Origin of the sequence: Streptosporangium sp. NPDC050284, from assembly GCF_044459525.1 — a bacterium.
Taxonomy (GTDB): domain Bacteria; phylum Actinomycetota; class Actinomycetes; order Streptosporangiales; family Streptosporangiaceae; genus Streptosporangium.
The window spans coordinates 286,972-299,892 of sequence record NZ_JBITIZ010000004.1 but is presented as its reverse complement, the minus strand read 5'-3'; the positions used below and the strand labels follow the sequence as shown (position 1 = coordinate 299,892).

The 12,921-nt window shown below is 67.0% G+C and carries 14 protein-coding genes; 10 read left to right on the top strand and 4 right to left on the bottom strand.

Features of this window, described 5'->3' with window-relative positions; translation table 11 throughout:
• Nucleotides 1-180: 180 nt before the first annotated feature.
• From ACIBH4_RS12335 to ACIBH4_RS12325, 3 genes are all read right to left on the bottom strand, one after another.
• Nucleotides 181-1,068 carry a serine/threonine-protein kinase gene (locus ACIBH4_RS12335; protein WP_362515914.1) on the bottom strand — a complete coding sequence of 296 codons (888 nt, stop codon included), beginning with the start codon at nt 1,066-1,068 and terminating at the stop codon, nt 181-183.
• A gap of 215 nt (nt 1,069-1,283) precedes the next feature.
• Nucleotides 1,284-2,078: a serine/threonine-protein kinase gene (locus tag ACIBH4_RS12330; RefSeq protein WP_350948302.1), complete on the bottom strand. Its 795-nt coding sequence runs from the start codon at nt 2,076-2,078 to the stop codon at nt 1,284-1,286.
• A 202-nt stretch (nt 2,079-2,280) separates the two neighbouring features.
• On the bottom strand, nt 2,281-2,685 hold the full coding sequence (locus ACIBH4_RS12325) for a hypothetical protein (protein WP_362515917.1): 405 nt from the start codon (nt 2,683-2,685) through the stop codon (nt 2,281-2,283).
• Between the two features lie 230 nt (nt 2,686-2,915).
• Between ACIBH4_RS12325 and ACIBH4_RS12320 the strand changes: the two genes are divergently transcribed.
• From ACIBH4_RS12320 to ACIBH4_RS12280, 9 genes are all read left to right on the top strand, one after another.
• Nucleotides 2,916-3,125, top strand: coding sequence for a ubiquitin-like protein Pup (locus ACIBH4_RS12320; RefSeq protein ID WP_329079325.1), 210 nt, complete (start codon nt 2,916-2,918; stop codon nt 3,123-3,125).
• Nucleotides 3,126-3,633: 508 nt separating this feature from the next.
• Entirely contained in the window at nt 3,634-4,452 is an 819-nt protein-coding gene (prcB, locus tag ACIBH4_RS12315) for a proteasome subunit beta (RefSeq protein ID WP_362516245.1), read from the top strand.
• Between the two features lie 25 nt (nt 4,453-4,477).
• Nucleotides 4,478-5,281 carry a proteasome subunit alpha gene (gene prcA, locus ACIBH4_RS12310; protein WP_362767318.1) on the top strand — a complete coding sequence of 268 codons (804 nt, stop codon included), beginning with the start codon at nt 4,478-4,480 and terminating at the stop codon, nt 5,279-5,281.
• Between the two features lie 432 nt (nt 5,282-5,713).
• Nucleotides 5,714-6,343 (top strand): hypothetical protein, encoded by a 630-nt coding sequence (locus tag ACIBH4_RS12305; RefSeq protein WP_362515919.1) that lies wholly within the window; start codon nt 5,714-5,716, stop codon nt 6,341-6,343.
• Nucleotides 6,344-6,504: 161 nt separating this feature from the next.
• A complete protein-coding gene (pafA, locus tag ACIBH4_RS12300; protein WP_350948306.1) occupies nt 6,505-7,863 on the top strand; it encodes a Pup--protein ligase in 1,359 nt (452 codons plus the stop codon).
• Nucleotides 7,864-7,958: 95 nt separating this feature from the next.
• A complete protein-coding gene (locus ACIBH4_RS12295) occupies nt 7,959-8,915 on the top strand; it encodes an FKBP-type peptidyl-prolyl cis-trans isomerase (RefSeq protein ID WP_362767077.1) in 957 nt (318 codons plus the stop codon).
• 458 nt (nt 8,916-9,373) lie between these two features.
• Nucleotides 9,374-10,357, top strand: a complete 984-nt coding sequence (locus ACIBH4_RS12290) for an MvdC/MvdD family ATP grasp protein (RefSeq protein WP_362515923.1) — start codon at nt 9,374-9,376, stop codon at nt 10,355-10,357.
• The gene (locus ACIBH4_RS12285) at nt 10,347-10,976 is read left to right on the top strand and encodes a MauE/DoxX family redox-associated membrane protein (RefSeq protein ID WP_362515925.1); all 630 of its coding nucleotides are present in this window, start codon (nt 10,347-10,349) and stop codon (nt 10,974-10,976) included. The genes ACIBH4_RS12290 and ACIBH4_RS12285 overlap by 11 nt, the downstream gene beginning before the upstream one ends.
• Entirely contained in the window at nt 10,973-11,557 is a 585-nt protein-coding gene (locus ACIBH4_RS12280) for a hypothetical protein (protein WP_362515928.1), read from the top strand. The genes ACIBH4_RS12285 and ACIBH4_RS12280 overlap by 4 nt, the downstream gene beginning before the upstream one ends.
• Nucleotides 11,558-11,754: 197 nt before the next feature.
• On the opposite strand, the gene ACIBH4_RS12275 is transcribed toward ACIBH4_RS12280, so the two are convergent.
• Nucleotides 11,755-11,955 carry a hypothetical protein gene (locus ACIBH4_RS12275; RefSeq protein WP_362515932.1) on the bottom strand — a complete coding sequence of 67 codons (201 nt, stop codon included), beginning with the start codon at nt 11,953-11,955 and terminating at the stop codon, nt 11,755-11,757.
• Between the two features lie 293 nt (nt 11,956-12,248).
• Between ACIBH4_RS12275 and ACIBH4_RS12270 the strand changes: the two genes are divergently transcribed.
• Nucleotides 12,249-12,890, top strand: a complete 642-nt coding sequence (locus ACIBH4_RS12270; protein ID WP_362515934.1) for a transcriptional regulator — start codon at nt 12,249-12,251, stop codon at nt 12,888-12,890.
• Nucleotides 12,891-12,921: the final 31 nt, after the last annotated feature.

The window sequence follows — 12,921 nt, the reverse complement described above, 5'->3', positions numbered from 1 at the left end:
CCTTCCCTTCATTTCCACCGGCCTTTATCTGTCGGCCTCGGCCACGGCCTTGTGTCCATTTATTCGAGAAGCGTGCTCCGCCGGACGGCCCGATTTCGCGAAACCCGGGGTCGCCCGGCGGAAGAAGAGGCCAAGGACGCTTTTCCCTGTCTCGAACATCCGGTGAAACGCCGCGGGATCCTAGGCGAAGGCGTCCGGTGGCAGCCTGGCCGCGGGCAGCCGTGGTGGGGCCAGAGCCACCCCCTCGGTGTGGAGGATCGCCGACAGCATGCGGCCGGCCTGTCCCATGCTGATGCGGGCAGCCGGGTCGCGCCGGAGCAGCCCTTCCAGGACGGGCCACAGCACTCCCGCCGGTGTCGCCGGATCCTCGTACCCGCCGCCCACAGGAAGGCGCTGCGCAGGCGTGCGGGAGGTGGGGCGCGGAGGACGACCCTCCACCGCGAAGTACAGGCTCGCACCGAGTGACCACAGGTCGCTCGCCGGGGTCGGTGGGCTGCCCCGCAGCCGCTCCGGCGCGACGAAGGAGGGAACATGGACGAACGGTAGGGTCGTGGAGTCGCCCGGATCGCCCTGCAGCGCCGCGATGCCGAAGTCGGCCAGCACCACCCGGTCGCCGGTGAGCAGGATGTTGCGCGGGTTGATGTCCCGATGCAGGACACCCGCCCCGTGCGCGTGGCGCAGCCCGCCCAGCAACTGGAAGCCGATCCACGCCGCCCAGTGGATCGGCAGGCGGCCCAGGTGCCGCACGGTCTCCTTGAGTGTGAGGGCCTCCAGCAACTCCATGACGATCCAGAGCCGCCCGCCCTCCTCAAGCAGGTCGTGCACGGAGATCACCGCCGGGTGGTTCAGCCTCCCGGCCGAGCGCGCCTCGCGCAGGGCCCACCGCCGTGCGTCGTGCATGTCCATCCCGTCCTCGGTGAACCGAGGCTGGATCTCCTTGATCGCCACATTCCGCCTGAGCAGGGAGTCGTGGGCCCGCCACATCGTGCCCACACCGTCCCGCCCGATAGGCGAGGCCAGGTGATAGCGATCACCCAGTAAGCGTGCCTTCCTCGCACCTGTTCCCATGAATCACCTGCTGCACATAGAAGCCGGGCACCTCAGCTGATTCATATTTCCATCTGGAACGATGCACTGGGTGATTACCTAGGGTGATTCTCTGTAACGATTTAGGTGCGCGGGCTTTATGTCGTTTTATTTCACGTCCGTAAAGCCCGTTTGCGGATTCGGGAAAACCGTTCCCGAGGGTGGTGAAAGCGTTTCGGAAACGTTCGTGAACGGCCTCAGGCCGCGCTGAAGCAACGCACGTCCTCAAGCATCTTCGAGGTCCGTTCGGCGCTCAGCCGCGCTCGCGGGTCCTTGCGCAGCAGCCCGCGCAGCACCGGCTCCAGGGCGCCCGCCCGCTTCGGCGCGCGCGGCGGTTCGCGCAGGGCCGCGACCAGCGCCGCCATCGAGTTCACCGTGCGGAACGGGGTCCTGCCCTCCACCGCCATGTACAGCGTCGCGCCGAACGACCACATGTCCGCCTCGCGGGTGCCGCCCCTGCCCTGCAGCGCCTCCGGCGCGATGAAGGCCGGGGTGCCCCGGGTCGAGGTCGTCGCCGCCCCCTCCGGCGCGGCGAAGCCGAAGTCGGCCAGCACCACGCGATCACCGGTCAGCATGATGTTGGCGGGTTTGATGTCGCGGTGGATCACCCCGCCGTCGTGCGCGTGCCGCAACGCCTCCAGCAGGCGGCAGCCCATCGCCGCCACAAGATCCACCGGGAGCGGGCCCGCCTGCACGAGCGTGTCGTGCAGCGTCAGCGCCTCCAGGAACTCCATGACGATCCAGAGCCGCTCGGACTCCTCGGTGAGGTTGTGCACCGTCACGATGCCCCGGTGGCTCAGCCGCGCCGCCATGCGAGCCTCCCTGACCACCCGCCGCCGCTGCTCGGCCGCGGCGGGCCCGGGTGGCAGAAGTATCTCCTTGAGGGCCACCTCTCGCTCCAGAAGCAGGTCGTATGCACGCCAGACGACACCGGTCGCCCCCTGTCCGACGCGTGAGACGAGCTTGTACCTGCGCGCGATGATGGTGCTCACCCCCCAATGATCGCAGTTTTCGGTCGCGAAGACCTACCTGGAACGTTCCCGATCTCCCTCGGGGCGGCGAATTCGCCTGGATCCGGTGAGTGATGATGCTCACACAAGCCGATGCGGGGCCACGGGACGCTCGTGCGCGGTCGCGGAGGCAGCGGCGGAGATCGAGGTGCCGCCGGGAGCGTTGCCGCGGGTTCGTGGAGGTTCAGAGGAGACCGATCCCCAGCATCAGCGTGCCCGCACCCAGTGCCACCCCGCCTGCGGGGACCAGCCAGATCAGCCGGTTCGGCTTCGTGTCGGAGGGGCGTACGACGGACAGGAAGAAGCCCAGGGGCATCAGGATCGGCGCCGCCACGATCAGGATCCGCGTCAGGTCCTTCAGGCCGCCGGGCAGATCCGCGTGGTCGACGTAGAGCAGGGCGACGAGCGCGAAGAGCACCAGGACGCCCGCGTGTGCGTGGCCGGCCCGCCACAGGCCGCGCCGCACCGGGTTGTCCATGTAGCCGGGGATGCCGCGCATGATGTGCGCGAGCAGGGAGACCCCGCCGAAGGCCACGGCGGGCACGGTGATGAGGAGCGTTCCGGCTGTGCTCAGCGACGACGGTGACATGGGCCCCTCTTCTTTGGATAGTGGTGCTATCCGATTATTGGATAGACTTGCTATCCAGTCAAGGTGGGTGGATTTCGCCTCATGTCCACCAGGAGGAGGTCTCCTGACGGGCAGGAGCTCGGCGCGGCCCGTACGGGCTCCCGCAAAGATCGCGGGATGATCCGCGCGCAATGTCGCCCGGTTCGGGGAAGATATGAATCAGATCCGTCCCCCAGGTGGAGGTGCCACACATGGCAAGCAAGGACACCGGCGGCCAGAAGCAGACCGGCCGGACCGACAAGGAAGTCGAGGAGACCGCCCCGGCGGAGACCTCCGACGTTCAGGAGCGTCACGAGAAGCTCTCCGATGACGTCGACGCGATTCTCGACGAGATCGACGAGGTGCTGGAGGAGAACGCAGAGGAGTTCGTGAGGAGTTACGTGCAGAAGGGCGGACAGTAGGTTCGTCCGCTGGAGTCAAAGGTCAGAGGTGAGGACGGATCCGGCGGAGAGTCGGAGGACCCGTTCTGACCGCGGGCCCGGCTCGGCTCCCGCCGGGCCCGGCTGGCGGGTGACGTGCGGCCGCACCCCGCCGGGAGCGCCCTGGTGGGTGCTCCGCCTCCGATCGCCGCGAACACGCTGAGCCGACCAGGGGAGACCCCTCCGGGAATGCTCCCGGAGGGAATCGAGAGCCGTTCCACGGCCACCGCCCCGCCTCCCACGCGGGCCGGGCGGGCCTTCGCCGTTTTCGCGACCCCGTCGTGTTCGCCGTGCCCCGGGGAGGATCGGCGCGAGATCCGGTGACCGGAGCCGATCATCCGTAAAGATTCAAAAGCCCGGCGGAGTGTGGTTCGCGCTGAGCTGATCCAGGGAAGTGCAAGCAACACGGCAAGATGAGTAAGGTCGGGCCTTAAAGGACCGCACCTTTGGAGGGAGTCGCGTGGGATCTCACAGGGACCTGCCCGCCGGCATGGTGAATCACATCTTTACCGACACCGGGAGCTCCTCGTTCACCGAGTTCGTCAGGTCCCATTCGCCGGACTTGCTGCCTGGCCGTAACGAGGTCCTGGCGACCTCGGTGGGCGATCGCATCCCGCACGCCACCACGATCGTCGCGGCGATGTGCGCCGGCGGCGTGGTGATCGCGGGAGACCGCCGGGCGACCTCCGGCAACATCATCTCCCAGCGTGACATGGAGAAGGTGTTCCGCACCGACGACCACTCGGGCCTGGGCATCGCGGGGACGGCGAGCACGGGCATCGAGATGGCCCGCCTCTACCGGGTGGAGCTCGAACACTACGAGAAGCGCGAGGGCCGCACGCTCTCGGTGACGGGCAAGGCCAACCGGCTCGCCACGATGATCCGCGGCAACCTGCCGATGGCGATGCAGGGGCTCGTGGTCGTCCCGCTCTTCGCCGCCTACGACCCCGATGTCGACGGTGGCCGCATCTTCAGCTACGACGTGGGCGGCGGTCCCTACGAACAGCACCACTACCACTCGATCGGATCCGGTTCGATCTTCGCGCGAGGCGCTCTGAAGAAGCTCTACCGCGAGGGTGCCTCCCCCGAGGAGACCGTGCTGATGCTGATCCACGCACTCTACGACGCGGCCGACGACGACTCGGCGACCGGCGGCCCCGACGTCACCCGCAAGATCTGGCCCGTCGTCGCGGTGATCACCGCCGACGGATACCGCCGGCTTCCCGACGAGGAGGTCGGAGAGCTCGTCCGGGTCGTGGTCGAATCCCGGGCCGACCACCCCGACGGCCCCACCGCCCCGCTGCGCTAACACGAGAGGATCACCCCAGGTGTCCATGCCTTTTGGATATGTCTCGCCCGAGCAGCAGATGCGGGACAAGGCGGATTACGCGCGCAAGGGGATCGCGCGGGGCCGTAGCGTCGTCGTCCTGCAGTACGAGGACGGCATCCTGTTCGTCGCTCCCAACCCGTCCCGCGCTCTGCACAAGATCAGTGAGATCTACGACAAGATCGGGTTCGCCGCGGTCGGCCGCTACAACGAGTTCGAGGCCCTGCGCCTCGGCGGCATCCGATACGCCGACATCAACGGCTACACCTACGCTCGCGACGACGTCACCGCCCGTGGCCTGGCCAACCTCTACGCGCAGAACCTCGGCCAGATCTTCACCGAGTCGCTGAAGCCGTTCGAGGTGGAGATCGTGGTCGCCGAGGTCGGCGACTCCTCCGACGAGGACCACATCTACCGGCTGACCTTCGACGGCTCGGTCTTCGACGAGGCGGGGCTGGTGGCCATGGGCGGCCAGGCCGAGACGGTGGCGGCCCGCCTCAAGGAGCGCTACCGCGACGGCCTGTCGCTGACCGAGGCGCTGGAGGCGGCGTTGTTCGCGCTGACCGAGCCGGGAGGCGAGCGCTTCCCCGCGAACCAGCTGGAGGTGGCGGTGCTCGACCGCAACCGCCCGCACCGCAAGTTCCTGCGGCTCAACGGCCCCAGGCTGGAGCGACTGCTGGCCGAAGGTGCTCCCGCGGCCGAGCCGGCCGCCAAGGCGACAGGGGGGGAGAACCCCCTCTCCGCACCCGAGACGCCAGGCGCCCCGCCGACCGCGCCCGACGGCGACATCGACACCGGATCCAGCGGCTGACCGCGTCCGCGGGCGACGCCGGTGCCGCGCCGGGTGGTCTGACCGCACGGCGCGGGGGTGCCGTCCTCCACGGGACGGCACCCCCGCGCCGGAAGGCAGGTCTTCTCCTGCGGGACGCCTGAGAACGGTGGCGGCACGGCACTCCCGCGCCGGACGGTCGGTCACCGGCACGCCGTGGTCCGCGCCGTCAAAGAGGTCGCGAAAAAGCACGACTCGGGCAAGTGGCGCGCCGGCGCCGGACGACCCGGGCGACAGCCCGCGACATCGGTGTTCCGCCTCGCCGGGAGTGGCGTTCCCGGCGGAGCGGGGACGGTGAGAGCGGAGTGTCGCTGTGATGTGTCCTGGATCACATCGTCTCCGGACAACCGGCCCCGCCCCACGGTGGTCACACTCCGTGTGAACAACACCTCCCGGACCGGATCCGCCCTCCGTATGACCGCCCTCGCGGCTCCTCGACGGCCCGGTGTGGCGCTGGCTCTGCTCGCGGCCGTGGCGCTGGCGTCCGGCTGCGCCGCGGAGTCCGCCTCCGCACCTCTGCCGGTCGCGTCCTCCTCCGCGCCCGCTCCCTCGACGAGCGCGCCGACCCCCACCCCAGGCTCCACCGCGGCCGTCCCCGAGCTCTTCGGTACCGAGTTCCAGGCGGCTCCGGAACACGACTGGAGCAAGGGGCGTCCGCCGCCCTTCGAGGGCGTCCTGAGGGGCTGGCTCACCGACGTGGACGACAACGGGGTGGCCGAGTACCGGCCGATCCGCTTCGTCCAGCGCGGTGGCGAGGACGGTCACTTCGACGGTCCCGAGGAAGGCGACGTGGTCCGCTACCTGGCGCCCATCGCCGAGGACGTGAAGTTTCTCGCCGACAGCGGCTGCGAGGGCACGACACAGACCTACGACAAGGCCACCAACCTCGGCACCGAGAGCTGCACCCGTCAGACGTTGATCGACAACGTCAGGGAGGCAGCCTCGCTGACCGGAGTCGAGGGCCTCTACCGGCCGGCCCTGATCACCACGGAGAACGGCAGGATCACCAAGGTTGTCGAGATCTTCTGGCAGGGCGGAGGCTGATCGAGGCCGTCGATCCCGGCGCCTTCGCACCACTCGCGCCCGGCGGGAACCGGGCGCGGGCCGTGTCCGCGCTTAGCCGCTCACAGCCTGGGGCATAAGCCGTACGACCGAAAACCCCATGATCCCTCCCGCGAGAGGGGTTCGGCGAATAGTGTGAGGCAATGGATCGTCGCATCTTCGGGCTTGAGAACGAGTACGGCGTCACCTGCACGTTCAGGGGGCAGCGGCGGCTGTCACCCGACGAGGTAGCGCGCTATCTATTCCGCCGCGTCGTCTCCTGGGGCCGATCGAGCAACGTCTTCCTTCGCAACGGGGCGCGCCTGTATCTGGACGTGGGGAGCCACCCCGAGTACGCCACCCCCGAGTGTGACAACGTCGTGGAGCTCGTCACCCACGACAAGGCGGGCGAGCGCATTCTGGAGGGTCTCCTCGTCGACGCCGAGAAACGCCTCCGGGAGGAGGGGATCGCCGGCGACATCTACCTGTTCAAGAACAACACCGACTCCGCGGGCAACTCCTACGGCTGCCACGAGAACTATCTGGTCGGCCGGCACGGCGAGTTCGGCCGCCTGGCGGACGTGCTCATCCCGTTCCTGGTCACCCGGCAGATCATCTGCGGGGCGGGCAAGGTGCTGCAGACCCCGCGTGGAGCGGTCTACTGCGTCTCCCAGCGGGCCGAGCACATCTGGGAGGGCGTCTCCAGCGCCACCACCCGGTCGCGTCCGATCATCAACACCCGCGACGAGCCGCACGCCGACGCCGAGCGGTTCCGCCGCCTGCACGTCATCGTCGGCGACTCGAACATGAGCGAGACGACCATGCTGCTCAAGGTCGGCGCGACCGACCTGGTGCTCCGCATGATCGAGGCGGGCACCGTGATGCGCGACCTGTCCCTGGAGAACCCGATCCGGGCCATCAGGGAGGTCTCCCACGACATGACCGGGCGGCGGCGGGTGCGGCTGGCCAACGGCCGGGAGGCGTCCTCGCTGGAGATCCAGGAGGAATACCTCTCCAAGGCCCGTGACTTCGTCGACCGCCGCGGCGGCGACGAGGTCAGCCACCGGGTGCTGGAGTTGTGGGAGCGCACGCTCAACGCGGTCGAGACCGGCAGCCTCGACAAGGTCGCCCGCGAGATCGACTGGGTGACCAAATACCAGCTGATCGAGCGCTACCGCCAGAAGTACGACCTGCCGCTGTCGAGTCCCAGGGTGGCTCAGCTCGACCTCGCCTACCACGACGTGCACCGTCGCCGTGGCCTGTTCTACCTGCTGCAGAAGCGCGGTGCGGTGGAGCGGGTGGCCTCCGATCTGAAGATCTTCGAGGCCAAGTCGGTGCCGCCGCAGACCACCCGGGCCCGGCTGCGCGGTGAGTTCATCCGCAAGGCGCAGGAGAAGCGCCGCGACTTCACCGTCGACTGGGTGCACCTGAAGCTCAACGACCAGGCGCAGCGCACCGTGCTGTGCAAGGACCCCTTCCGTAGCGTCGACGAGAGGGTGGACAAGCTCATCGCCGGAATGTGACGGTCATACTTCGGCAAGCTCGTCCCGGCCTTACCTCCTCCGTACGCCGGGACGGGTAATGTGGCGCCAACCTGACGTCTGCTTGAGGGATACCTATGCGCCGCCGCAGCATGGCCGTACTGGCCGCAGTGCCTTTGATATTCGCCGCAGCATGCGGCTCCGACGGGGGCGCGGCCACCGGCGCCTCCAGTTCCGCCAGCAGCGCCGGCGGGGTCACCGAGCTGCAGGTGACCGGGCAGGCGGGCGCCAAGCCGACCGTCGCGTTCCCGCCGAAGGTCGTCGAGACCTCCTCCTACAAGGTGCTCACCCCCGGCACCACGGGGGAGGCCGCCAAGCCCGGCGCCAGCGTCATCGCCAACTTCACCGTCTTCACCTGGGACGGCAAGGAGAACAAGCTCGCCGGCTCGACCTACGACGAGGGCGGGCCGCAGGTCATCACGCTCAACGAGCAGGTCCCGGAGATCCTCCGCAAGGGCTTCGCCGAGACCAAGGGCGGCGGCAGGTTCATGTCGGTCGTCGCCAAGGACGCGCTGCCCGCCGAGCAGCAAGCACAGGCCCCTCCCGGCCAGTCGCAGGTCTTCGTGGTCGACGTCGTGGGCGTCCCCCAGGAGAAGGCCGCCAAGGGCACCGCGACCGACCCCGGTCTCGACGGTGTCAAGGTGGAGAACCCGGCCGGAGACGCCGCGCCGAAGCTCACCACCAAGACCAAGGAGAAGGCTCCCAAGGAGCTCGTCGCCAAGACCGTGATCCAGGGCACGGGCCCCGAGGTCAAGTCCGGCCAGTCGATCCTGGTCCAGTACGCCGGGAAGATCTGGGGATCGGACGTCGAGTTCGACAGCAGCTGGTCCCGCGGCGCCCAGCCGATCATGTTCCAGATCGGCACCGGCAAGGTCATCAAGGGCTGGGACCAAGGGCTGGTCGGTGTTCCGATCGGCAGCCGGGTGCTGCTGAGCATCCCGCCGGACCTCGGTTACGGCAAGGAGGGCTCCGGCGAGAAGATCAAGGGCACCGACACCCTGGTCTTCCTGGTCGACGTGCTGGGCGCCTACTGACGATTACACCGGTCGGCCATCGCGCCGAGGTGAACTTTCGTCCCTAAGCCCGGCCGTGCCAGCGCACGGCCGGGCTTCACGCTTCCCGGATCACTCCTGCGGATTCGGGATCGCCGGTTCAGGAGCATGCTCTCCGGCCGCTGAAGGATTTTCTAGCGGAGCGCTGGGGGCGGGACCGCCCTCGCCCCGGAAAGTCAGGGCGCGTCCCTGGCCGGTACCCCGGTCGCTCGTCGGCATTGCTGGGCCTACCTCGCGCGACAGGGGCGAAATCGCATATCGCGAAACAGCGGCGTGCCTGCCGAATCAAATTTTCGGTGTTAATGGGGTGGCATGATCGCTCATTCTGATCGTATAGTCGCATAAATGATCGTGTTTATCGTGGCATGCCATCGTTCTCCGGGAGGGGCTCTTGCTGGCAGTGGTGGGCGAGTGACTCTGCGTTGATTCGGCAGATTCTGGTGTTCACGAACAGAAATGACGCGCACAGCGACATCATCATCGGCAGGCTGAACGAGATCCGTCAAAGCGTGGTTAGGCTGAACACCGATGACGTTCCTCAGAAAACGCTGATTGAGCTTCGCCTGGATTCGGAGAGCTGGACCGGTGGTATTCGGCTTGGTGGTGGGCGGGTCGTCGAGCTCTCCGAATTGAAATCCGCCCTGGTCCGGCGGCCGGAGGGTTATGTCTTTCCGCACCATCTGGACTCGGTTTCACGGAGATTCGCCGACGCGGAGACCCGGCATACCATGGGAGGGCTGTGGGAGTCGGTTGACTGCTACTGGATGAGCCGGCCAGACGTGATCCGCGCGGCCAGTTGGAAGCCCGAGCAGCTGCAGAGGGCGGCACGCATGGGCTTCGAGGTGCCACGCACGCTCATAGCGACCGATCCCGACGCGGTCCGTGAATTCCATGAGGCCTGTTCCGGCCGGATCGTCTTCAAGAGCATGACCGGCCCTACGGCGCTTGCCTCGGCCGCGAGGGCCGGGGAGAGCCCGCAGGAGGTCGACTTCGCGGTGCGGGTTGTCACAGAGGAGGATCTGTCCCGCCTTGAGGCGATAAGGATAAGCCCCTGCCTCTTCCAGGAGCACATTCCCAAGAGCTACGAGATACGGGCCACGGTCATCGGCGATGAGATCTTCGCGGCCGAGATCCATTCCCAGGAGTCTCCCGAGACCAGTGTGGACTTCAGGCAGGCGAGGATAACGATCCCCTACCGCAGGGCCGTGCTCCCGGAGAGCGTGGAGACCCGCTGCCTGGAGTTCGTGCACAGCTACGGACTCACTTTTGGTGCGCTCGACCTCGTCGTCACCCCGGACGGCAGGTTCGTGTTCCTGGAGAACAATCCGGTCGGACAGTTCATGTTCGTCGAGAGAAAGGTGCCCGAGTTGCGTATGACCGACGCTCTGGTGGCGTGCCTGGCCCGCGGGACCGGTGCCCTTTGACGCCCTGCTCCAGAAGCTGGCCCCCGCGAAGCGGTCGGGGATCACGGACGTGAATGTGCTCTCCGACCCCTATGTGTTCCTGTTCTGCCGTGTTCTTACAAGCCTGGTCTTCGCCGTCTCGCTCGTCGGCAAAGTGGCTGACATCACGTCGTTCCGCGCCGCCATCCGGTCGCTGGTGCCGATCCGCGGGAACGCCGTGTGGCTGGTGCTGTGCCTGGTGTTCCTGGCGGAACTGAGCGTCGTCGTGCTCATGCTGATCGCCGGAGACCTCCTGGTTCTCGGGTTCGCGCTGGCGGCGCTCCTGTTGGGGGCCTTCACGACCGCTCTGGTGGTCTCCCTCGCGCAGGGCAGGAAGGTTTCGTGCAACTGCTTCGGCAAGAGCAAGGAGCAGGTCACAGGGTTCGACGTGGCGCGAAACACGATCCTGATCATCGTCGCCGCGCTTTCCGCGCTCTTTCTGGCGGGCTCGCCGGCCCCTCGTGCCGGATTCGAGCCTCTGGAACTCCTCACGGTCACGGTGATGAGCGGGACGACCCTCGCGTTCCTTCTTCACCTTCGCGACGTCTCGCTCGTCGTCTTTCCCCGCTCCGCACCGAAAGACAGGGAGGAGAGGGCTTGAGTACCGAGACCCTCGTCTTGCTGCTGTGGATCGCCGTGTTCGCCAACTCCTTCCTGCTCTTCCGGGTGATCAGGAAGCTCAGGCCGTTGTTCGATCCCCCGAAGGAGCTTCCGGAGATCCCCTCCCTCCCGCTGGACGCTCCCGCGCCTCCGTTCGACGCCGAATCGATAGATGGTGCGATCCTCTCCCTCGGGGACTTGGCCGAGTCGTCCGTCGCCCTGGTCTTCGTCTCGCAGGACTGCGCGGGCTGCCGTGCGCATTTTCCGAACCTGGAGAAGATAAACCGGATCGCGAAGGTCTCGGGGACGAGGATGGTCCTGGTCGGATTCACCGATTCGTTCTCCCCGCGTGAGGCCCGCGACGTCCTCAGGGCCAGGCACCAGATCACCGCGGACATCGTGATCGTCGCGCGCAAGCACGTGCTGCGCCGTCTGTACAACCCACGGGGGGCGACGCCCTTTTTCTACCATGTCGAGGACGGCGTGGTCCGAAGGAAAGGAGCGCTCGACACGGAGAACTGGGCGGAGATGGTCAAGTACTGGCAGGCCCTGGCCAGGAGTCAGGGGAGTGCGGGCCGGTAGCCGTGACCCGGGACACGAACGCGCCCGATCGCTCGCCGGCCTGAACCGGTGGGAAACGATCGGGCGCGTTCTGCTCGCTTGGTCACCGCATCGTGGTGGTCACGGTGGTGAACGGCGGCCGGTCAACGTCGAGCGTCTGCCGGAGAATCCGGCGCCAAATTCTTCGACGTTAAAGGTTCTCTTGAAAGAGCAGTAAATCAGCACCAGTCGCCGAAGAAAACGTCAAAACACTGGTACCAGCTGAAGTTGCTGTTCGAGCAGAGACAGATCTCGGCCTGCTCATTCGACCGCCCAACCCAAAGCTGCTGCTCCTCGTCGTACTCTCCCGTGATTGTGGGAGGGTCGAGAACCTGCTGTGCGCCAGAGGAGACTGTGTTGAGGGCGAAAGGAATTTCCAATTGTCACTCCTCGTTTGAGGCTGGCAAGCAAACGGATTTAGTGTTACATGGCCGATCCATGTCGTGCAAGGAGGTCGCATGTCCTAAACAGGACGGCGCTGATTTTCTGAAAAATAAGATCCCTTTTTGGGTATGCCGAAAATGTTTCATATTAGCGCTGGGTTGATGGAAGTGTGCGGAGAGTGTTTGATTTTGGGATTACGCTTCCATCAAGTCGGTCCGGGGGTTTCCCGAGTACGGGGTGCGGGATGCGCCGGATTTCTCCCCGAAATCCGCGGCCTATAATCCGGGCTGTGAGTGGCGACGATCTCGACACGGTGGCGATACTGCACGACCCGGTGCGCCGGGCCGTCTACGACTACGTGGCCTTCCAGCGCCACGACGTGGGACGCAACGAGGCGGCAGAGGCGGTAGGGGTGCAGCGAACCCTGGCCGCCTTCCACCTCGACAGGCTCGTCGAGGTGGGCCTGCTCGAGAGCGGGTTCCGGCGGCTGACGGAGCGGACGGGGCCCGGCAGCGGCAGGCCGGCGAAGGTCTATCGCAGGGCGCGGGGGGAGTGGCAGGTCAACGTGCCCGCCAGGGACTATCGCACCCTCGCCCTGGTGCTGGCGGAGGCGGTCGAGTCGCTCGGCGGGGACGAGAGGGCCGAGCAGGTCGCCCGGCGCGCGGGGGCCCGGTTCGCCGACGAGGGGGAGGACCTCGCCGGTGTGCTGAGGCGACGCGGATACGAGCCCTACGAGGAGGACGGCCGGGTGCGGCTGCGCAACTGCCCGTTCCACGTGCCCGCCGAGGAGCATCCGCTGCTGGTCTGCTCGGTGAACCTGGGGCTGTGCCGCGGGATGCTCGACGCGCTCGGACAGGACGCCTCGACAGCCAGGCTGGACCCGCGTCCCGGGGAGTGCTGCGTCGCTTTTTCTAAAAATAATGAAGATTGACATAGAAAGGCCGCAGATGATCTGCTGTGTC